The organism is Glutamicibacter sp. NPDC127525 (genome assembly GCF_042672105.1).
GTDB lineage: Bacteria > Actinomycetota > Actinomycetes > Actinomycetales > Micrococcaceae > Glutamicibacter.
Genome location: NZ_JBHXVN010000001.1, coordinates 227,285 through 247,458, shown reverse-complemented (window position 1 = coordinate 247,458; position 20,174 = coordinate 227,285). Strand labels below are relative to the sequence as shown.

Below are 20,174 nucleotides of genomic sequence, written 5' to 3'. Positions count from 1 at the left end.
CATTGGAAATCCATTGAAGGCCAAGGCACTAGCGGTGGAGCCTAGCTGCGCACCAGATCCAGCTCGAAGTGGGGCTTGGACTTGCGTGCATTCCACGCGTGGACCTTGTACCCATCGGCTTGCGGCTGGAAGGCCAGGTCAACCGATGCCGGAAGCACTACCGGGGTCTTGAACTCGATGCTCCAGTGGTACGTTCCGTTGGCTGGTTCGATCCCCGCCAATGCCCGGGCTGCCAGGTAGATGCCGTGGGCAATAGCCGCTGGCATGCCCAACGCCTTGGCGCTGAGCGCGGACAGGTGAATCGGGTTGTAGTCGCCGGCTACTGCGGCCCAACGACGTCCCGTTCCCTGATCCAGTTTCCAGCTCGCGGTACGCTGCGGTGCAGCAAAGGCCGGATGCGCGCTCTTCTCCGGTGTGCGGCCCTCGAGCCGCACGCCCTTGGCCAAGAACGTGCTGCGCAGCAGCACCCGGTCCTGCCCGTCCACCACGAGGCGCATCACCAAGTCGGAGGTGGCCCCATGGGGATGGGCCGAAAGGTTCTCGCTGTGCACCTCGATATCGAATGCTTCGTGCTCCCCCAGCGGCTGGTCCACGTCGACCTGGTTGGACAGGTGGATCATGCCCAGCAGCGGCATGGGGAAATCATCTTGCACCATCAAGGACATCGCCAGCGGGAAAGCCAGCGAGTGCAGGTAGAGGCTGGGCAGCACGCCGTTCATCGGCGCGCCTACGGCCTGGCGGAACTCGGCGAGTTTCACCGGATCGGCCTTGGCGCCCTGGAAGACCAGGACGGTTTCGGGCAGCACCGGATTCTTCGGCTTCCGCTTCAGGGTCTTCACGGCCTTGGCATAGACCGAGGCCATCGAGGGAATCCCGGTGACGAACTGCGCACCCATCTAGGCACCTACCAGCGATTGGCCGCAGACCCGCAGCACCTGGCCGTTCAACCCGGCTGCGGCATCCGACCCGAGGAAGCTAATCGCCTCGGCAACGTCTACCGGCAGACCGCCTTGCATCAGCGAAGGCAGAACCATGCGGGCCACGGTGCGGGTACCCAGCGGGATCTTCGCGGTCATCTCGGTCTCGATGAACCCGGGAGCCACAGCGGCGATGGAGCCGCCATTTTCTGCAAACAGCTTGGCGCTGGCGTGCACCATGCCGATCACCCCGCCCTTGGAAGCTGCATAGTTGGTCTGGCCGCGGTTCCCGGCAATGCCGGAGGTGGAAGCCAGCGAAACGATGCGCAAACCGGGCAGCTTGGCTGCCAGGAAGGCTTCATTCATGCGCAGCTGCGAAGCGATGTTCACGGCAATCACCGAGTCCCAGCGGCCGGCATCCATATTGGCCAGCAGCTTGTCCCGGGTGATGCCGGCATTGTGGATCACCAGATCCAGCGAGCCATGGCGGCCGATCGCATGGTCCATGATCTGCTGGGCGGCATCCTGGGCGGTGACATCCAGCTGCAAGGCGGTGGCGCCGATGGAGTTGGCGACCTTGGCTAGCGATTCGCCGGCAGCAGGCATATCCACCACAACCACCTGCGCGCCGTCGCGGGACAGCGTCTTGGCGATGGCCGCGCCGATGCCGCGAGCGGCACCGGTCACCACCGCGACCTTGCCGGCCAGCGGCTTGGCGAAGTCGGCAGGCAGCACGCCATCATTGGTGCGCACAGAAAGGAACTGGCCGTCCACGTAGGCGCTGCGCCCGGAGAAGAAGAAGCGCAGCGCGGCCAGCGCACTAGGGCTGGCAACGCTGGTGCCTTCGGCAAGCACGATGCCATTGGCGGTGGCCCCCGCTCGCATTTCGCGGCCCATTGAGCGCACGATGCCGTCGATCCCCTGGCGCACGGCGGAAAGCTCCGGCGCATCGTCATCGCTGGCGGGACGGGAGAAGGCCACCACGCGGCCACCTGGCAGCAGCTTGCGCAACGCCTGGCCGGCCGCCAGCATCAGCGGCGACAGCTCGGTGGGGTGCTCGAGTTCATCGAGCAGCAGCACCAGCCCGCCGAGCTTGGCATCGCCGGCGTCGTGCCGGCGCACATCCAGCCCCCAGGCGACCAGGGTGTCGCTCAGGTCCTGGGCGTTGGACGAGGCACCGAGCACCAGCACCGGGCCGGGCAGCAGTGGCGCATCGGGGCTGTAGCGGCGCAAGCGCGGAGGACGCGGCAAGCCCAGCAGGGTGGCCAGCTTCTTGGTGATCCCGGAATTAACCAGTTCCATGTACTTGTCCGCCATTAGCTGCGAGCCTCCAGAATTGCGACGACGCCCTGGCCACCTGCGGCGCAGACCGAAATCAGCGCGCGGCCCGAGCCCTTTTCATGCAGCATTTTCGCGGTGCTGGCGATGATGCGCCCGCCGGTGGCGGCGAAGGGGTGCCCTGCGGCCAGCGAGGAGCCGTTCACGTTCAGCTTCGACCGGTCGATGGCGCCCAGCGGGGCATCCAGCCCCAGCTTCTCGCGGCAGAATTCCTCGTCCTCCCACGCCTTGAGCGTCGAGAGCACGGTGCCTGCGAAGGCCTCGTGGATCTCGTAGAAATCGAAGTCCTGCAAGGTGAGGTTGTTGCGCTCCAGCATCCGGGCGGTGGCGTAGGCCGGAGCCATCAGCAGGCCCTCGGCACCGTGCACGAAGTCCACTGCTGCCGCTTCGAAGTCCACGAAATTGGCCAGCATCGGCAGGTCGTTGGCTTGCGCGTAGTCTTCGCTGCCCAGCAGCACGGCCGAGGCGCCGTCGGTCAGCGGGGTGGAGTTTCCGGCGGTCATGGTCGCCGCATCGCCCAGGTTCTTGCCGAAGGCGGGCTTGAGCTTGCCCAGCTTTTCCATGGTGGAGTCGGCGCGCAGGTTGTTGTCCTTGGACAGGCCGTTGAACGGGGTGACCAGGTCGTTGAAGAAACCGCGGTCGTAGGCGGCGGCCAGGTTCTGGTGGCTGGCCAGGGCCAGTTCATCCTGGGCCTCGCGAGTGATGCCCCACTTCTTGGTGGTGATTGCCTGGTGGTCGCCCATGGACAGGCCGGTGCGCGGTTCGCCGGTGCCGGGGGCTGCGGGGGCCAGATGGCCTGGGCGCAGCTTGGCCAGCGCGGCGAGCTTGGCCTTGGTGCTGCGGGCGCGGGAAAGCTCCATCAGGATGCCGCGCAGCGCATCCGAGACGGCGATCGGCGCGTCGGAGGTGGTGTCCACGCCGCCGCCGATGGCGGAATCGAGCTGTCCCAGCTTGATCTTGTTGGCCAGCGAGCCGATGGCTTCCATGCCGGTGGCGCAAGCCATCTGCACGTCATAGGCAGGGGTGGCGTGATCCAGCGAGGAGCCGAGCACCGATTCGCGGATCAGGTTGAAGTTCTTGGAATGCTTGAGCACCGCGCCGCCGGCGACGGCGCCGATGCGCTGTCCCTGCAGGCCGAAGCGGGCGACCAGGCCCTCGAGTGCTGCAGTGAACATGTCCTGGTTGGACGCATTGACGTAGGCGGTATTGGAACGGGCGAAGGGAATGCGGTTGCCACCGATGATCACGGCATTGCGCACAGAGGGCTGGCTCATGTTCGTTGAACTCCTACAAATATTCTGGTGTGACAAGTATTACTGTAACCAAGAGTACATGATACTGTGAGTTACGTGAACAAGATCACTGGGGAAATCGACCGCGAGACCGACGGCCGGGCAGCTCGCTGGCAAGCGCATCGCACCGCTCGCCACGAAGAACTGCTCAAGCTGGCGCGCAAGGCCGTGCACAAGCTCGGCCCGCAGGTCTCGATGGAAGATATTGCTGGGCACGCACGCACCTCCAAGCCGGTCTACTACCGGTACTTCGGTGACAAGGAAGGCCTGCGCCAGGCGCTGAGCGCCATGGTGATCAACGACTTCCGCGAACGCGTCATCGCCGCAGGCCTGGCCAAGGAAGACGAAATCAGCGCCCTGCACGCCATGGTTTCCTCCTACCTGGAGCTGGCAGCCAACAGCCCGAACCTGTACTTCTTCGTGACATCGGCCCCGCGCTGCGCCGACGATGAATCCGCTGGCGCCCTGAGCACCTTCTTCGAAGAGGCATCCAGCTTGATGAGCGAACGCCTGCTCAAGCTCTATGACCAGCGCGCCACTTCCGCGACCCTGGAGTTGTGGCCGCGCGCGGCGCTGGGCATGGTCCGCGCGGCCGGCGAACAGTGGCTGCGCCAACCGGATTCCGCCAACAAGCCGGCATTGCCGTCGCTGGCCGAAGAACTGACCAATTGGCTGGCCTATGGCATCGCCTCCACCCGGACCCCGAAAACCTGCTGAAGCACCCAGGTGCAACCCCAAACCGAGACACCACCGAAATGAAAGGTACGTCATGAGCGTGAACCGCATCAACGTCAACGCCCTGTCCGAACAGCTCTTCGGCCCTTATGCCGAAATCCGCAAGGCCTCTCGCGCCCGCGCCGCGGACCCGCAGCTGCAGCGCGACCCGCTGCTGGGCATGGATGAGCACCGCGAACGCGTTCTGGGCCAGCTGGGCATCCTGGTGCAGCAGGAAGCCGTCCAGCGCGCCTTCCCCACCGAATTCGGCGGCAAGAACGACCACGGCGGATCCATCGCCGCCTTCGAGGAACTGGTCGCCGCGGACCCGTCGCTGCAGATCAAGGCCGGCGTGCAGTGGGGCCTGTTTGCCGGGGCGATCCTGCACCTGGGCACCGAAGAGCACCACAAGGCATGGCTGCCCGGCGCGATGAACTTGGACACCCCCGGCGCCTTCGCCATGACCGAAATCGGCCACGGCTCCGACGTGGCCGCGGTGGGCACCACCGCCACCTACGACGAGGCCACCGATGAATTCGTCATCCACACCCCCTTCAAGGCGGCCTGGAAGGAATTCCTGGGCAACGCGGCCCTGCACGGCAAGGCCGCCACCGTCTTCGCGCAGCTGGTCACCAAGGGCGTGAACCACGGCGTGCACTGCTTCTACGTGCCGATCCGCGATGAGCAGGGCAACTTTCTGGAGGGCATCGGCGGAGAGGACGACGGGCTCAAGGGCGGGCTGAACGGCATCGACAACGGCCGGCTGCACTTCACCAATGTGCGCGTGGCGCGCACCAACCTGCTCAACCGCTACGGCAACGTGGATGAATCCGGCACCTACTCCTCGCCGATCGCCTCCCCGGGCCGCCGCTTCTTCACCATGCTCGGCACCCTGGTCCAGGGCCGCGTCTCGCTGGACGGCGCCGCCACCAACGCCTCGAAGATCGCCCTGCAGATCGCGGTGACCTACGGCAATCAGCGCCGCCAGTTCAACTCCGTCTCGGACACCGAGGAAACCACCTTGCTGGACTACCAGCGCCACCAGCGCCGGCTACTCACCCGGCTGGCCCGCACCTATGCGTCCTCCTTCGCCCACGACGGGCTGCTGGAGAAGTTCGACGCGGTGTTCTCCGGGCGCGAGGACAGCGACACGGACCGCCAGGATCTGGAAACCCTCGCCGCGGCGCTCAAGCCGCTGAGCACCTGGGACGCGCTGGACACCCTGCAGGAATGCCGCGAAGCCTGCGGCGGAGCCGGGTTCATCGCCAAGAACCGCTTCACCCAGCTCTATGCAGACCTCGATGTCTACGTGACCTTCGAGGGAGACAACAATGTGCTGCTGCAGCTGGTGGGCAAGCGCCTGCTCACCGACTATGCCGCCGAATTCCGCAAGCTCGATACCGGGGCCATGGCCCTGTACGTGGCCAAGCAGGTGGGCACCACTGCCCTGCACCGCTCGGGCCTGCGCAGCGTCGGCCAGGCGTTCGCGGATATCTCCGACGAGCGCAAGAGCGCCAACTTCTTCAAGGACCCGGAGAACCAGCGTGCCCTGCTCACCGACCGCATCAACGCCAAGGTGGCCGAAATTGCCGGCGCCCTGCGTGCTGCCGGCAAGGACAAGGCCAAGGGCGCCGCGGCATTCAACGAGAACCAGGACCTGCTGATCTCCGCGGCACGCGACCACGGCCAGCTCTTGCGCTGGGAAGCGTTCACCGCCGCGTTGGAGCAGACCGGCGATGCTGCCACCAAGGAGGTGCTGACCTGGCTGCGCGATGTCTTCGCCCTGAGCCTGGTCGAAGACGACCTGGGCTGGTACCTGGCCAACGGCCTGCTCTCCATGCAGCGTGCCCGCACCCTGCCCGGCTACCTCAACCGCCTGCTCGCCCGCCTGCGCCCGCACGCACAGGACCTGGTCGAGGCCTTCGCCTACACCCAGGACCACCTGCGCGCGGACATCTCCTCGGGCGGCGAAGCCGAGCGCCAGGACGAGGCCGTGGAGTACTTCCGCAAGCTGCGCGCCAGCGATGACGCGCCGGTCAGCGAAAAGTCGCTGCAGAAAGCCAAGGGCTAACCCGTAGCCACGCCGATGCCCGTATCCCAAAGCATTCTGGGTGCGGGTATCGGGTGGTTAACCGTTCAAGCGCTGGGCCAGCGCCACAATGATCCCCTCAGGTCCGCGAATGTATGCCATTTTCCACACGCCTTCATAGTGTCCGATGCCGCCGATCAGCGGATAGCCGTGCTGGTTCAAGTCATCCACCGTGGCCTGCAGGTCATCGAGCTCGAAAGCGATCGAACGCAGTCCCAATTCATTGGCCATCGCCGCACGGTTTCCCGGCAGGTGCGCTGGTCTTTCGAAACTCGACAGCTCGATTCCCACATTGGATCCGGGAGCCTTGAGCATCACGATATTCGTGCGCGAGTCGGGCACAGCGCAGACGGTCTCCAGGAACTCGCCTTCAAGCCCGTTCGCCCGGCCTTCCACTTCCAGCCCCAGGCTGACAAAGAAGCCGGTCACCATCTCGAGGTCGGCAACAGTGATGCCTACATGGTCGAATCGAATGGGTCGCGGCATGGGAATCGGTTCGCTTTCGCTCGAAGGTACGCCACAGCCTACCCCGATGGACGGCGGCGAACCAGATCGCCGCTGCCTTTTGGCACCGGCAAACTAGCTAGCCCCCAGTGAAAGCTCGTCCACCACCTTGGCTACCAGCTCCCGCTCTTTCGGGCTCACCGCCTGAACCGGCAGCGGCAAGCAATCTTCAGCTACCCAGCCGAAATGCTCGGCGATGGCGGCACTGATCCTAAGGCTCCCGCCGCAGTGTGCCATCAGCTCCCACAGCGGCTCCAGTCTCGCTGAGATCGCCAACGCCTTTTGCGGGTCTCCTGCCTGCACGGCACGGGTTATTGCCACCATCGGAGCCGGAACGGTTCCGCCCACCGCGGTAAACCACGCGTTGCATCCTGCGATCAGGCCAGCTGCCCCTAAAGCGTCGCCCGATACGCCGATGCCCACGTGTTCGGGCAGCACCGCACGAATTGCGGCCACGTGCTCCTTGGCCTGCACCGGATCGGCTGGAACCCCGGGAATCTTGATTGACACGATCCCGGGCAGCTGCGCGATGCGCCCGTAGAGCCGGTTGCTGAAGGCGAAGTGGGTGGTTCGGGGATTGTCGTAGACAATGACCGGCAGCTCGCTGTGTTCACTGGCCGCCTTGAACAAAGCGAAGACCTCATCGTCATTCAGCTGCTGATAGCCCACCGGGGCGAGCAGCACGCCGACGGCACCGGCGTCCCGGGCATCGCCAATATGTTCCAGGACGCGGGAAGTGCGCAGTGCACCCACGCCAGCAAGCACCGGGATCCGGTCCGCGTGCTGCACGGCCAGCTCGATGACGCGCCGGCGCTCGGCGCGATCCAGGTACATATACGAGCCAGTTGAGCCCAGCACGGTGATCGAATCCACCTCGGCCCGCACTAGCCGCTGCACCAGGCCAATGAATGCCGGCTCGTCGAGCCGGTCATCGCGCAAGGGCGTGAGCGGGAAGGCACTGAGCCCGGTCCACGCAGTTGCCGGCGCCGCGTTGTTTTTCGCTGCCAAGCTCATGATCCGTTCTCCTTAATGATGCGCTGGTTCCTCGATCTTACGGCGAGCAGTGCGCAGAGGATGACCGCGCATCCGCCCACGACGGTGGGCCAACCGATGGATTCGTGCAGCAGCAAGCCCGCCCAGCAGATGGTCATCACCGGTTGCGCCAATTGCACCTGGCTCACCTGCGCCATCGGCCCGATGGCCAATCCCCGGTACCACGCGATGAAGCCCAGGAACATGCTCACGACACCGAGATAGGCAAACGCAGCCCACTCGCCGGGTGTCGCCGTGGGCGGGTGCTGGACCGCTGAGACGGTGGCGAGCGTCAGCATCACCGGAGATGCGAGAACCAGCGCCCAGGAGATGGTTTGCCACGAGCCGAGCTCGCGCGAGAGCAAGCCGCCCTCCGCGTAGCCGATAGCGCAAGCCAGTACGGCGCCGAAAAGCAGCAAGTCTGCTCCGTGCAGCCCGCCCAGCCCGCCACCTTGCACAGCCGCAAAAGCCAGGGCGGCCAGTGCCCCGGCAGCTGCCGCAATCCAGAACCTGGTGCTCGGACGTTCCTTGGTGCGCAGCACTGCGGCAACTGCCGTCGCCGCGGGCAAAATGGCGATGACTACCGCACCGTGGCTGGCCGGAGCCGAGGTCATTGCAAAAGAGGTCAGCAGCGGAAACCCGGCGACAACTCCCCCGGCGACGACAAGCAGCCGCCAGCATTGCGGCCGCGTAGGAAATTTCTGGCCGGTCAACCAGAGTGCGGCGATGGCTAGCACTGCGGCGATCACCGATCGCCCCGCACCGGCAAACAGCGGATGCAGGTGGCCGTGCTCTACGGCGATGCGGGTGAAGGGCACGGTGAAGGAGAAAGCGAGAACGCCCAGTAGCCCCCAGAGCGGTCCGGCACCCGGGGTGGATAGCGGTTGTCCATTATTGACAGTAGCGGTACTATGTAGCTTCATGTTTAACAGTAGCAGTGAGCGTGTGGTTGCGAAACTCCAAGAGTGGATTGCGGCAGCCCCTGCCGGGAGCCAGTTGCCCTCCACGCGTGCTCTGGTGGCGGAACACGAAGTCAGCCCGGTCACGGTGCAAAAGGCTTTGCGCACGCTCATCGGCCAAGGCGTCGTTGAGTCACGCCCCGGTATCGGCACCTTCATCCGCAAGCAACCGGTAGCCCGGGCGCACGACTACGCCTGGCAAACCGCCGCGCTGGGGGTCGTCCATCGCCCGTTGCCGGAGTTGGCCGCCGCCCAGCGGGCGACACCCAATGACGTCATCTCCTTGCATTCTGGATACCCGGATCGCGAGCTGCTGCCTGAACGCCTGGTGCGCAGCGCCTTCGCCCGAGTTGCACGCAGCGACGCCGTGCTCCAGCGCACCGAAGCCGCGGGATTGCCGGAGCTGCAAAGCTGGTTCGCCAGCGAACTCGGGGCGATCACCGCGCCGGGACTGAGCGCCCCGGCGGCCAGCGATGTTGTCGTGCTCCCGGGCAGCCAAAGCGGACTGGGGTCGATCTTCCGCTCGCTGGTTGGGTCCGGAAAGCCGATGCTCATCGAATCCCCCACTTACTGGGGCGCCATCCTGGCTGCCGCGCAGGTCGGCGTGCAGCTCATCCCCATTCCCGCTGGGCCGCACGGTCCGGACACCGAGGTATTGGACCGTGCTTTCGAGCAAACCGGGGCTCGCGCTTTCTACGCGCACCCGAATTTCGCCAACCCCACCGGCGCCCGCTGGTCGCCCGAGGTTTCGCTGCGGGTACTGGAGATCCTGAAGCATCGCGGCGCGTTCCTGGTGGAAGATGACTGGGCCAAGGATTTCGGGATCGACGTGGATTCTTCACCGGTCGCCGCCCGTGATGACAGCGGCCATGTGGTGTATCTGCGATCCCTGACCAAGAGCGTTTCCCCTGCAGTGCGCGTGGCCGGGGTAATTGCCAGGGGCCCGGCACGTGAACGGATCCTGGCCGACAACCAAGCGCAATCGATGTATGTCAGCGGCCCGCTGCAAGCGGTCGCATTGGATGTGGTCACGCAACCCGGGTGGCGCACCCATTTGTGCTCCGTGCGCCAGCAGCTGGCAACCCGCAGGGACCTGGTCCTGGATGCTTTGGCGCAGCATCTGCCCGAAGCCCAGGTTGAACAGATCCCCCGAGGCGGGCTGAACCTCTGGGTACGGCTGCCCGATACAGCTAATCCGGCACAGCTGGTGCGCGACTGCGAGATGCGCGGTGTAGCGATCGCGGCCGGCGACAGCTGGTTCCCTGCCGAGCCGACCGGACGCTTTTTGCGGTTGAACTTTGCTGGTCCGAATCCCGGAGCCTTCAGCCAGGGAGTCGAGATCATTGGCCAGGTGCTGCGCGGCTAGTTGTACGTCTCCGAAATACTCAAAGAGTCCAATGGTGGACCGCGAACGCGTACCATCCCACTGCCGCCTTAGCGATCTCCGACTCCCAACGCGCCGCACTGGAAGTGATCGCGAGATCGCAGACCGCCTCCCAAGTTAACATGCAACGCGCGCAGGTCCTGCTGACGGCCACCGACGGTCTGGCTAACGAATCGGCCTCCAAGGTGGCCAGGGTACCTCCGGGGAAGGTCCGCGCATGGCGAACCCGTTTCGAATAGAAAGGGCTGGCCATCTTCCCCTTCACCACCCGCGGACACACCCTACCCCCGCTGCGCCGGCAACAGCTCATGCAACAGCTCCGAACGGCACACCGCGAATAGCTGCCGGAGATTCTCAGTGGGAAAACCGGGCTGGCCGGCCATGGAATGCCGTGCGGTCCATAACGAAAGCGTAAAAAACCCTCAAAGGTTCCTCCCCGAACTTAAAGGCACCCTCGCCAATCAATGTGAGCAAAGGGTAAGAAGTGTACAAATACCCATAGATTTCCTTCATCACCCCGCCTTTGGAATTTTCAAACTCACTACTACCGAAGGACCACGCTGATGGGTATTCATTTCTTTAAAGCACAGCAGTACCGGTACGAAGTTCGAGATTTGCCCACCAAGCTCGCGTTCCATCCTGGTTAGCTTTGTGGTTGCCTGTACTGCGAATCTCGTGATTTCATCACTGAAAGTGCTATTGAGACGGGCTACTGGACGCGGTGAGGACTGGCTTGTAATTGCCGCCATCCAACGACCGCTCTGCCGCGATGCCGCACAACGAAATGGCTGATTGCCCTACCAGTTATTCACTGAACAGCGAGTGTCAACAATGAGCGTTGTTCTTAGTCATAACGCCTCTTGGAATAATTACGAGCAACTGCATTACTCATAATCGTTCTCGTGCCGTTCGGCGGATAGCCAAGTGGTGCTCGCTCCACCGATCGATAGCGGCTCTCGGCATTGATGCACTGGCCAGAAGTGAAATGACCGGCCAGCATCTCCTTTCCGGAAGAAGAAAGAAGGCCCCGGTGAATGAAAAATAATTTCATCCACCGGGGCCTGTTGAACTCTTTGCTGGCTACAGTCCGTCTACCTCGACCAGGCCGCGGCGCGTAGGCACCGGGGCCACGTGCGTGCCGTTGGCCGCCACGCGCTGAACCGACAGCAACCGCGGCGGCGCCCCGTCGGCGGTTTGCAGGATCCACGGACCGACCATCAGGTAGCCGCGATCATTTTCGGCTTCGGTGACCACGCCGGTAATCACGAAATCACCGTAGGGTTCCTGGCTGAAGGATGCGGCAACCAAATCGCCGTGGGACAGCTCGGAAACTTCGACGTCTTCCGGGGCGAACTCGCCTTCGAAGACTGCGGGGAAGGCGCGCACGTCCTTATCAGGCTGGCGGGCCATGGTTTCGCCGCCGTCGGCGTCTTTGGCTTTCTTCTTGGCAGCGGCCGCGTTCAGCCCGCCAACCATGACGTCGTCGAGCACGGTGGCGTGCGCGGCACCGGTGATCAGGAAGTTGCCGAAGCGGGCGGTCTTGTAGAGCACCGAGATCACGTCCCCGGCTTCCACCTCGCCGAAGGCCGCTTTCATGCCGGCAACATCGCGCTTGGAAGGGCCCTTGATAAAGACGTCCACGGGGTGATTCTCCGATTCTGCAGGAATTAGGTTCTGCGCTTAATCGTAGGCCAGTTGCCAGCCACGAAGAAAACGCCTAGCCTCGCAGGGCGGCGTCGAACCATCCGGTAATGCTCGCCGGATGGGTGATTGCGGTGCCCACCACCACGGCGAACGCGCCGGCATCCAGCGCGGCTTTGGCCTGCGCCGGGGTGTGGATCCGGCCCTCGGCAATCAATGGCGGCTCCAGGCCCGCTGCTGCGATCTGTTCCAGCAGCTCAAGGTCCGGCCCCTCGGTCTTGTCCCGTTCCCCGGTGTAGCCGGCCAGCGTGGTGCCGATCAGATCGGCCCCGGCCTGCGCGGCAGCCAGCGCGTCGTCCAGCGACCCGCAGTCGGCCATTACCAAGGCGGCAGACCGTTCGTGGACCGCGCTAATGGTTTGCGCCAGGCTCTTGCCGTCGGGCCGTTCGCGGCGGGTGCCGTCCAGGGCCACGATGTGCGCCCCGGCGTTGGCCACCGCCAAGGCGTGGTGGATGGTGGGGGTGATGAACACGCCCTCATGGCCGTCCTTGAACAGCCCGATGACCGGCACCTCGACGGCCGAACGGGTGAATTGGATATCCGCGATGCCCTGCACGCGCACCGCGCCGGCGCCTCCGATCACCGCCGAGGCAGCCACCTGCGCCATGGTCTGCGGGTGGCGCATCGGCTCCCCCGGATAGGCTTGCGCCGAAACGATCAGCCGTCCGCGCAGGGCTTGCAGTGCTGCTGCCGAAAGCAACATGTCTTTCTCCTCTTAGTCTTGTGGCCAGAATAGGCTGGCCGCCCCGATCAGGGCGGCATCGGTTCCCAAACGGGCAGGTTCCAGCGCGGTGCCCCGCACCAGATCGATGGCGCTGGCGGCGAAGCCCTCGCGCAGACCCTCCCACCAGATCTTCCCCGCCCCGGCCATCCCGCCGGCAATGACGATTTTCTGCGGGTCCAGCACGTTGGCCAGCGATCCGGCGGCGGCGCCTGCGGCCAGGCCTCCGGTATGCACTGCCCGATAGGCCAAGGCGTCGCCGGCTCCGGCCAGCGCGGTGACCGCCTGGGTGTCGCGCACCTTCGGGTTGCCGGCCAATCGCTGGTAGTGCCGGTGGATCGCCGGCCCGGCGGCGATCGCCTCCACATGCCCGGTGCGTCCGCAGGAGCATTCCAGCCCGGTGGCGTAAGCCGAATCGATGTGCCCCATATGCCCGGCCACGTGGTGGAAGCCGGTGACCAGCTGGCCGCCGTGCAGGTAGGCTCCGCCGATTCCGGTGCCGATGGCCAACAGCATCATCTGGCCGGTTCCCCGGCCTGCGCCGAAGCGGGCCTCGCCCAAACCGTGGGCGTGCACGTCATTGACCGCGCGGATTCCCAGTCCGGTGAGCCGTCCCAGTTCGGCCGCCATGTCGGTGCCGGCCCAGCCCGCCAAGGTATCGGTGGCCGATACCACCTTCGCGGTTTCCGGGTCGATGACCCCGGCGGCGCCGATACCCAATCCGGCCGGCTGCGCCGAGCATGCACCGCGCAGCTGCTGCACCACGCCGGCCATGGCCGCGATGATTGCGGCGGCGCCTTCGCGGGCCGGTGTGGGTGCTTGGCTGCGCGCGGTGATGGTGCCATCGCGGCGCACTACGGCGCCGGCGATCTTGGTGCCGCCCAGATCCAGGGCGAGCACCTCGCCGGCGCCTGCTAGTTGTTCTTGCACTGGGCCAGGGCCTACTTGGCGGCCACCGGCAGCAGGCCGGTTTCGGCCAGGATCCCGCGGATCGCGGCGGCCTCGGAGGCATCCAGCGACGCCATCGGGGTGCTCATGGCGTTATTGGCGATGATGCCCAGTTCCACCAGGGCGGTCTTGAAGGCGCCCAGGCCTGCAGCCCCTGGCGACACCCGGGAAGCATCCGGGGTGTAGACGATGTCGAAGACGCGGGCCAGGCGGTCCTGCTCGGCCGCGGCGCCGGCCCAGTCGCCGGCCACGGCCAGCTCGAACAGGCGGCGGTAGCCAGCTGGGTCCACGTTGCCCAGGCCCGGGACCACGCCGTGAGCTCCGCCCAGCAGTGCCCCGTCGACGACGACCTCATGGCCGGTGAACACCGAGAAGCCCTCGATGTCCTTGGTGGCCAGCAGCAGCTGGCGGAAGGACACGTCGTCGCCCGAGGAGTCCTTCACGCCCACGATGGCGCCGGACTGCGCCAGCCGGATGGCCACATCCAGCGGCAGCTTGTGGTGGGTGCGCACCGGCACGTCGTAGGCGAAGATGTCGACCTGCAGGGCGTCGTGGATGGCGGTGAAGTGCGCTTCGATCTCCGGGCCGTTGGAGATGGCATAGAACGGGGTGGTGACCACCAGCGCGTCGGCGCCCAGGGCGATCAGGCGCTGGCCCTCGTCGATGACGCGGGCGGTGGTCTGCTCGCTGGCACCGACCAGCACCGGCACGCGGCCAGCGTTGGCGGCCACGATCCGGGCGAGTACCGCGTCGCGTTCGGCATTGGCCAGGTAAGGCACCTCGCCGGAGGAACCGAGCACGAACAGGCCGGCCACTCCCCCGTCGATCAGGTGTTCCACCACGGCATCCAGGCCGGCGGCGTCAATGGCGCCATCGGCGGTGCGCGGGGTGATGACCGGCGGGATGACGCCGGAGTACTTCGGGTTGTTCGTGTAAGCCACGGGAATTCGGTCTTTCTCTAGGTGCCGCAATTGCGACGAATGGTTAGTGCTCCAGCAGTGCCGGGGCAGCACCCAACAGGGTGCGGGTGTAGTCATTGGTGGGCGCGTCGAATACCTGTGCAGCATCGCCTCGCTCGACGATTTGCCCGGAGTTCATCACGCAGATGGTGTCCGAAACATAGCGCACGGTCTGGATATCGTGGGAGATGAACACCATGCCCAGGTTCAGCTCGGATTTCAGGTCGGTGAGCAGGTTCAGCACCTGCGCCCGCACCGAGACATCCAGCGCGCTGGTGGGCTCATCGGCCACGATCACCGCAGGTTCCAGGGCCAGCGCCCTGGCGATGGCCACGCGCTGGCGCTGGCCGCCGGAGACCTGGCTGGGCAGGGCCGAGGCCGCCGAAGCCGGCAGGCCCACCACCTCAAGCAGTTCCAGCGCCTTGGCCTTGCGCGAAGCATCGCTGCCGATGCCATGCACGCGCAGCGGGTCGGTGAGCGTGTCCATGATCGACATGCGCGGATTCAGCGCGGTGGCCGGGTCCTGGAAGACCACGCCCACGCTGCGCCCGAACTCCTTGCGGTCTGCGGCGTTGCGCTTGCCCACCGGCTTGCCGTTGAACAGCACCTGCCCGCTGGTGGGTTCCTGCAGTCCCACCAGCACCGAGGCCAGAGTGGACTTGCCGCAACCGGATTCGCCCACGATGCCCACGGTCTGCCCGCGGCGCACCGCGAAGTCCACCCCGTTGACGGCCTTGATCAGGCGCGGGGAGAACAGCTTGCCGCCGCGGATCTTGTGGTGCACGTGGATATCCTGCAGCTCGATGATCGCGTTGCTCATTTGCTGGCTCCTTGAAGGTGGCTGCCATTGCCCTGGTGGCTGGCCCAGCGGTGCTCGCTGCCGGCGTCCACCGGGACGAAGGACAGGTGCTGGTCCGGGTCGGCGCCGGCACGCTGCGAACGCTCGGCGAAGCGGTCGCCGGCGGCGAAATCGTACGGGCTGGGGACGGTGCCCGGGATCTGGTGCAGGCGTTGCGCCTTCGACTCGATGGAGAGCACCGCGCCGAGCAGGCCCTGGGTGTATTCGTGATGCGGGTCAGAGAGCACCTCGCTGATCGGACCGGACTCCACCACCTGGCCGGCGTACATCACGGTGACCCGGTGGGCCAGCGAGGCCACCAGTGCCAGGTCGTGGGAGACGAAGACCATCGCGAAGCCCAGCTGCTCGCGCAGCTCGTTGAGCAGGTCGACCACCTGCTTCTGCACGGTGACATCCAGCGCGGTGGTCGGCTCGTCGCAGACCACCAGCTTGGGGCTGCGCGAGAGGGCCATGGCGATCAGCACGCGCTGGCGCTGGCCGCCGGAGAGCTCATGCGGGTAGGAGCGCAGGGTGCGCTTGGCGTCCAGCTTGACCAGGGCGAGCAATTCCTCGGGGGTCTTGCGTCCGCCGCGGCGGGTGAGCTGGCGCAACTGGTCGCCGATGAGCATCGAGGGGTTCAGGCTGGACAGCGCGTCCTGGTAGACCATCGCGATCTGCTCGCCGCGCAGGCCCTTGTAGACCTTGTCGTCCCCGGCCCGGGTGCCGCCATCGGAGGTGGCCGGCAGCAGTTCCCGGCCCTCGAAGGTGATGGAACCGGAGAGCTGGGCGCTCCCCGGCAGCAGCCCCATGATGGCCAGCGAGGTGATGGACTTGCCGCAGCCGGATTCGCCCACCAGCGCCATGGTTTCGCCCTCGCGCACCGCGAAGGAGACATCCTGCACGATCGGGGTGTCCCCGTAGCGCTCCGGGAAGCGGATGGACAGGTTCTTGACCTCCAGGATGGTGCGCGGCGCGCCCTGGGAGGTATCGAGCACCAGGCGGTCGGTGCGCTGGGCCTCGGCCGCTGCCAGCAGGTCCAGTTCCCCGCGCAGCCGCTCGGCGGCCTGCGGGTCCGCGGCCGCCTTGGCCTTGGCCAGCGCAGGTTCGCCGTTCTTCTTCGCCTGCTTCCTGGCCGAGCCCTTGGTGTTCACCAGCGCATCGGTCATGCCTTCGGCCAGCATGTTCAGCGCCAGCACGGTCAGCAGGATCACCAGGCCGGCGAAGGTGGTCGCCCACCACGCGCCGTTGAGCACCAGGGTGCGGCCGTAGGAGATCACGTTGCCCCAGCTCGGGGCCGGATCCTGGATGCCTGCACCGAGGAAGGAAAGGGATGCTTCGAGGATGATGGCGTCGGCCACCATCACGGTGGCGAAGACCATCACCGGGGCCGCGCAGTTGCGCAGCACGTGGGTGCCCAGGATGTAGAAGCGCCCGGCGCCGATCACGCGTTCGGCGCGCACATAGTCCTCGCCCCATTGGGCCAGCACGTTGGCACGGACCACCCGGGCGATCTGCGGGGTGTAGATGATCGCGATGGACAAGATGATCACCGGCAAGGTGTTGCCCAGCGAAGCCAGCAGCGCGGCGGCCAGGGCGATGCCCGGGAAGGCCATCACCATGTCCATGATGCGCATGATCGTCTCATTGGCCCATTTGGCGCTGGTGGCGGCCAACGCACCGAGCAGCCCGCCCATGACCAGTGCCAGCGCCACCGACCCCAGGCCGACCAGCAGCGAGGCTTGGGCGCCGAAGAGCAGGCGCGAGTAGATGTCGCGGCCCAGCCGGTCGGTGCCGAAGAAGTGCTCGGCGCTCGGCTTCTGCGCCGGGATTCCGGTGGCCAGCGGGTCGTGCGGGGCGATCAGCGGGGCGAAGAGGGCCACCGCGGCAATGGCCAGCAGGAAGGCCAAGGCGATTTTGGAGCCTGCCGGCAGCGCCTTGAAGCGGGCGCCGGAATCGGAAAGGCGGTTCACGAGGTTGTTACGTGGGGCCATGATGCTCATCCCTACACCGTCCTAATTCGCGGGTTGATCAGCAGGTAGAGCAAGTCGACGATGATGTTCACGAGCACGAAGGTGATCGCGATGGTCAGCGTGACGCCCTGGACCAGGTTGGTGTCCTTGTTGGTAATGCCGTTCATGATCAGCTGTCCCATGCCGGGCAGGGAGAAGATCATCTCGATGACCACCGCACCGCCCAGCAGGTAGCCGATGCGCAGCCCGAGCACGGTCACCGGGGTGACCAGGGCGTTGCGCAGCACGTTCTTGGAGATCACTTCGCCGCGCGGCACGCCGTTGCCGATGGCGGTGCGCACGTAGTCGCGGTCCAGTTCCTCGACCATCGAGGTGCGCACCACGCGGGTGAGCGAGGCGGAGACCGGGATGGCCAGGGCCAGGGCCGGCAGCGCCATATGCAGCAGCCAGGTGCCCGGGCCCGATCCTTCGGGGGCCGCTCCCCCGGAGGGGAACAGCGGGCTGGAACCCAGGGCGAACCACTGGATGAGCAGGATGCCCAGCCAGAAGGACGGGGTGGCGATCGCCGCGATGGAGAAGATGCGGACCAGCTGGTCCGGCCAGCCATCGCGGTACAGCGCACCGAGCAGGCCGAAGGCCAGCGAGATGACCACGGCGATGACCACGCCCAGGAAGGTCAGCTGCAAGGTCAGCGGGAACGCGCCGGCGATCATCTGGGAGACCGATTGGGCCGGCGGGGTGGTCAGGCCGAAGTCCAGGCGGATGAGCCGGCCGATGAAGCTGATGTACTGGACCACCAGCGCGTCGTTCAGGCCGCGTTCCTCGCGGTAGGCCTCTTTGGCGGCCTCGGAGGCGCCCTCGCCCAGCGCGGAGGTGGCTTCATCGCCCGGGGCCAGCTTCATGATGATGAAGACCATGGCGGAGATGCCAAGGACCATCACCGGCAGCGCGGCCAGGCGGCGTAAGAGCAGGTTGAGGAAATTCCCCATGGAGTAGCTCCGTCGAGTATCGAAGTGTGCAGGTCATTGCGCTGTGCGGGCCGGGCGGCACGGCGTGGGTGCCGTGTCTCCCGGCCTGCTGCGCGGGGCCGGGGCCAGCTAGGCCTTGCGGTTCACGCCGACAAAGGAGATGCCGGTGGTTGGCAGCGGTTCGAAGCCTTCCAGCGCGTTTTCGTCCCAGGCCGATGGCAGCTGGCGGTGCAGCACCGGGTAGAGCGGGGCCTGGTCGGCGACGATGTTGATCGCCTTGCCCCACGCCGCCATGGCCTTGTTCGAATCATCGGTCTGGATGGCCGCGTCCAGCTGCTTCTGCAGCTCCTTGTATTCGGGTGCATCGTTCCAGCGGAAGCGGTTCTTCGGCCAGACATCGCCTCGGTAGAACCAACTCATCAGCAGGTCCAGGTCGTTGCCGAAGACCGATGGGTCGCCCGGGGCGGCCACCACCGAGAAGGTGCCGCTGTCCACGTTGTCGGTGTACAGCGCGCCGGACTGCAGGTTCTTCATGGTGACCTTCACGCCCGGGATCTTGTTCCAGGATTCGAGGATCAGCGGGGCGATGTCCTTGACCCACGAGGTGTCGGTGGTCAGCAGCTCGAATTCCAGCTTGTCCACGCCGGCTTCGGCCAGCAGCGCCGCGGCCTTCGCCGCGTCGTAGCCGTAGACCGTATCCGCCTTGATGTACTGCGGGTGGCTTTCTTGCACATAGGAGCTGGCAGCCTTGGCGTTGCCCAGCAGCGCGGTGCTGATGATCGACTCGGTGTCCAGGCCGTAGTGCAGTGCCTGGCGGACCAGCGCGTTGTCGAATGGCTTCTTGGCGCAGTTGAACATCAGGAACAGCAGGCCGAAGGAATCGGCGCTCTTCACCGTGGCCTTCGAAGCCAGGCGGTCCATATCCAGGTACGGAACGTCCTCGATGGCCTGCACGCGGCCCGATTCCATGGCGGTCACGCGGGCCGCCGCATCGGAGAGCAGGAACCAGGTCATGCCGCTGGCGGTCGCCGGGTACTTGCCGTTGTAGTCCTCGAACTTCTCGAAGACGATCTTGTCGTCCTTGGTGGCCGAGACCAGCTTGTACGGGCCGGTGCCGATCGGTGCGGCGTCGAAGGCGGCCTGGTCCTTGGAAGCCACGGCCTTCGGCACGATCTTGACCACCGAGATGCGGGTCGGGAACAGCGGGAAGGCATAGTTCAGCGTGAACGCCACGGTCTTCTCGTCCTTGGCCTTCACCGATTTGATGAAGGGGATGAACTGGGCGAACAACGAGGCGTTGCCGGTGTCCAGCACCCGCTCGAAGGAGTAGACGACGTCCTGGATGGTGACCGCTTCCCCGTTGTGGAAGGTGGCCCCGTCGCGCAGGGTGATTTCCCAGCTGGTGTCGTCAATCTGCTTCGGCTCCGCCGCTGCCAGCGCCAGGTAGGGTTCACGGGTGGCCGGGTGCAGGTCCACCAGGCCCTCGAAGATGTGCATGTTGGCGGCGAACGGCGTCGCGCCGGAGGAGGTCATCGGGTCGAAGCCGGTGGACAGGGCGTAGGAAATGCCTGCCTCGATGGTGCCCGTGCCGGCAGCTGCGGTGCTGCCCGCGCCGCCGCTGGCTCCTGGGGAGCAGGCGGCCAGGCTGGCCGAGAATGCCGCAGCAGCGCCAACCATGCCGGTGATCTTCAGGAAATCTCGTCGTGCAAAGGGCTTGTTGGCTACTTCGTTCAAAGCCATTCTTGCCACCTCCAGGAAAATGAGTGAGTGTTGTAGGACGTAGGATGTCCGATCTATGGTCTAGACTGTAGTGGACGTCACGCCGCAAGGTCAACTGCGT

At 65.7% G+C, this 20,174-nt stretch carries 17 protein-coding genes; 3 read left to right on the top strand and 14 right to left on the bottom strand.

The features are described from left to right. Positions 1-41: 41 nt before the first annotated feature. The 3 genes from ACFVHU_RS01085 to ACFVHU_RS01075 are packed head-to-tail and all read right to left on the bottom strand — an operon-like array spanning position 42 to position 3,529. Entirely contained in the window at positions 42-896 is an 855-nt protein-coding gene (locus ACFVHU_RS01085) for a MaoC family dehydratase (protein ID WP_388022000.1), read from the bottom strand. Then, complete coding sequence (locus tag ACFVHU_RS01080) at positions 897-2,234, bottom strand: 3-oxoacyl-ACP reductase (RefSeq protein WP_388021998.1); 1,338 nt, start codon at positions 2,232-2,234, stop codon at positions 897-899. Continuing rightward, the gene (locus tag ACFVHU_RS01075; protein WP_105657820.1) at positions 2,234-3,529 is read right to left on the bottom strand and encodes an acetyl-CoA C-acetyltransferase; all 1,296 of its coding nucleotides are present in this window, start codon (positions 3,527-3,529) and stop codon (positions 2,234-2,236) included. Before ACFVHU_RS01075 ends, ACFVHU_RS01080 begins: the two co-directional genes overlap by 1 nt. A 75-nt stretch (positions 3,530-3,604) precedes the next feature. On the opposite strand from ACFVHU_RS01075, the gene ACFVHU_RS01070 reads away from it, so the two are divergent. Then, on the top strand, positions 3,605-4,264 hold the full coding sequence (locus ACFVHU_RS01070; protein WP_388021996.1) for a TetR/AcrR family transcriptional regulator: 660 nt from the start codon (positions 3,605-3,607) through the stop codon (positions 4,262-4,264). Between the two features lie 52 nt (positions 4,265-4,316). Continuing rightward, positions 4,317-6,332, top strand: a complete 2,016-nt coding sequence (locus ACFVHU_RS01065; protein WP_388021994.1) for an acyl-CoA dehydrogenase — start codon at positions 4,317-4,319, stop codon at positions 6,330-6,332. Between the two features lie 57 nt (positions 6,333-6,389). Here the strand turns inward: ACFVHU_RS01065 and ACFVHU_RS01060 are convergent, their stop codons facing one another. From ACFVHU_RS01060 to ACFVHU_RS01050, 3 genes are all read right to left on the bottom strand, one after another. Next, positions 6,390-6,836, bottom strand: coding sequence for a VOC family protein (locus tag ACFVHU_RS01060; protein ID WP_105657817.1), 447 nt, complete (start codon positions 6,834-6,836; stop codon positions 6,390-6,392). A gap of 93 nt (positions 6,837-6,929) precedes the next feature. After that, the gene (locus tag ACFVHU_RS01055; RefSeq protein WP_105657816.1) at positions 6,930-7,868 is read right to left on the bottom strand and encodes a dihydrodipicolinate synthase family protein; all 939 of its coding nucleotides are present in this window, start codon (positions 7,866-7,868) and stop codon (positions 6,930-6,932) included. Beyond that, positions 7,865-8,809, bottom strand: coding sequence for a DMT family transporter (locus ACFVHU_RS01050; RefSeq protein WP_388021992.1), 945 nt, complete (start codon positions 8,807-8,809; stop codon positions 7,865-7,867). Before ACFVHU_RS01050 ends, ACFVHU_RS01055 begins: the two co-directional genes overlap by 4 nt. On the opposite strand from ACFVHU_RS01050, the gene ACFVHU_RS01045 reads away from it, so the two are divergent. Further along, the gene (locus ACFVHU_RS01045) at positions 8,808-10,211 is read left to right on the top strand and encodes a PLP-dependent aminotransferase family protein (protein ID WP_105657814.1); all 1,404 of its coding nucleotides are present in this window, start codon (positions 8,808-8,810) and stop codon (positions 10,209-10,211) included. The genes ACFVHU_RS01050 and ACFVHU_RS01045 overlap by 2 nt on opposite strands. 1,098 nt (positions 10,212-11,309) lie before the next feature. Here the strand turns inward: ACFVHU_RS01045 and ACFVHU_RS01040 are convergent. The 8 genes from ACFVHU_RS01040 to ACFVHU_RS01005 all read right to left on the bottom strand — a co-directional run bounded on the left by ACFVHU_RS01040 (position 11,310) and on the right by ACFVHU_RS01005 (position 20,074). Next, positions 11,310-11,870 carry a hypothetical protein gene (locus tag ACFVHU_RS01040; protein ID WP_105661251.1) on the bottom strand — a complete coding sequence of 187 codons (561 nt, stop codon included), beginning with the start codon at positions 11,868-11,870 and terminating at the stop codon, positions 11,310-11,312. Positions 11,871-11,946: 76 nt separating this feature from the next. Further along, positions 11,947-12,633: an N-acetylmannosamine-6-phosphate 2-epimerase gene (locus tag ACFVHU_RS01035; protein WP_105657812.1), complete on the bottom strand. Its 687-nt coding sequence runs from the start codon at positions 12,631-12,633 to the stop codon at positions 11,947-11,949. Positions 12,634-12,645: 12 nt separating this feature from the next. Continuing rightward, a complete protein-coding gene (locus ACFVHU_RS01030; RefSeq protein ID WP_388021989.1) occupies positions 12,646-13,581 on the bottom strand; it encodes an ROK family protein in 936 nt (311 codons plus the stop codon). Positions 13,582-13,592: 11 nt separating this feature from the next. Then, the gene (locus ACFVHU_RS01025; RefSeq protein WP_388021987.1) at positions 13,593-14,540 is read right to left on the bottom strand and encodes a dihydrodipicolinate synthase family protein; all 948 of its coding nucleotides are present in this window, start codon (positions 14,538-14,540) and stop codon (positions 13,593-13,595) included. A gap of 43 nt (positions 14,541-14,583) precedes the next feature. After that, a complete protein-coding gene (locus ACFVHU_RS01020) occupies positions 14,584-15,378 on the bottom strand; it encodes an ABC transporter ATP-binding protein (protein ID WP_388021985.1) in 795 nt (264 codons plus the stop codon). Beyond that, on the bottom strand, positions 15,375-17,387 hold the full coding sequence (locus ACFVHU_RS01015) for a dipeptide/oligopeptide/nickel ABC transporter permease/ATP-binding protein (protein WP_332731074.1): 2,013 nt from the start codon (positions 17,385-17,387) through the stop codon (positions 15,375-15,377). The genes ACFVHU_RS01020 and ACFVHU_RS01015 overlap by 4 nt, the downstream gene beginning before the upstream one ends. Positions 17,388-17,398: 11 nt before the next feature. Next, a complete protein-coding gene (locus ACFVHU_RS01010; protein ID WP_332488901.1) occupies positions 17,399-18,355 on the bottom strand; it encodes an ABC transporter permease in 957 nt (318 codons plus the stop codon). Positions 18,356-18,463: 108 nt separating this feature from the next. Further along, positions 18,464-20,074, bottom strand: a complete 1,611-nt coding sequence (locus ACFVHU_RS01005; RefSeq protein ID WP_388021982.1) for an ABC transporter substrate-binding protein — start codon at positions 20,072-20,074, stop codon at positions 18,464-18,466. Between the last annotated feature and the right edge of the window lie 100 nt (positions 20,075-20,174).

Excerpts from the sequence above, each read along its gene's own strand:
- ACFVHU_RS01010 (WP_332488901.1), bottom strand. The coding sequence starts at position 18,355 with ATGGGGAATTTCCTCAACCTGCTCTTACGCCGCCTGGCCGCGCTGCCG.
- ACFVHU_RS01015 (WP_332731074.1), bottom strand. The coding sequence starts at position 17,387 with ATGGCCCCACGTAACAACCTCGTGAACCGCCTTTCCGATTCCGGCGCC.
- ACFVHU_RS01080 (WP_388021998.1), bottom strand. The coding sequence starts at position 2,234 with ATGGCGGACAAGTACATGGAACTGGTTAATTCCGGGATCACCAAGAAG.
- ACFVHU_RS01085 (WP_388022000.1), bottom strand. The coding sequence starts at position 896 with ATGGGTGCGCAGTTCGTCACCGGGATTCCCTCGATGGCCTCGGTCTAT.
- ACFVHU_RS01045 (WP_105657814.1), top strand. The coding sequence starts at position 8,808 with ATGTTTAACAGTAGCAGTGAGCGTGTGGTTGCGAAACTCCAAGAGTGG.
- ACFVHU_RS01005 (WP_388021982.1), bottom strand. The coding sequence starts at position 20,074 with ATGGCTTTGAACGAAGTAGCCAACAAGCCCTTTGCACGACGAGATTTC.
- ACFVHU_RS01020 (WP_388021985.1), bottom strand. The coding sequence starts at position 15,378 with ATGAGCAACGCGATCATCGAGCTGCAGGATATCCACGTGCACCACAAG.
- ACFVHU_RS01055 (WP_105657816.1), bottom strand. The coding sequence starts at position 7,868 with ATGAGCTTGGCAGCGAAAAACAACGCGGCGCCGGCAACTGCGTGGACC.
- ACFVHU_RS01075 (WP_105657820.1), bottom strand. The coding sequence starts at position 3,529 with ATGAGCCAGCCCTCTGTGCGCAATGCCGTGATCATCGGTGGCAACCGC.
- ACFVHU_RS01035 (WP_105657812.1), bottom strand. The coding sequence starts at position 12,633 with ATGTTGCTTTCGGCAGCAGCACTGCAAGCCCTGCGCGGACGGCTGATC.
- ACFVHU_RS01060 (WP_105657817.1), bottom strand. The coding sequence starts at position 6,836 with ATGCCGCGACCCATTCGATTCGACCATGTAGGCATCACTGTTGCCGAC.
- ACFVHU_RS01050 (WP_388021992.1), bottom strand. The coding sequence starts at position 8,809 with ATGAAGCTACATAGTACCGCTACTGTCAATAATGGACAACCGCTATCC.
- ACFVHU_RS01065 (WP_388021994.1), top strand. The coding sequence starts at position 4,317 with ATGAGCGTGAACCGCATCAACGTCAACGCCCTGTCCGAACAGCTCTTC.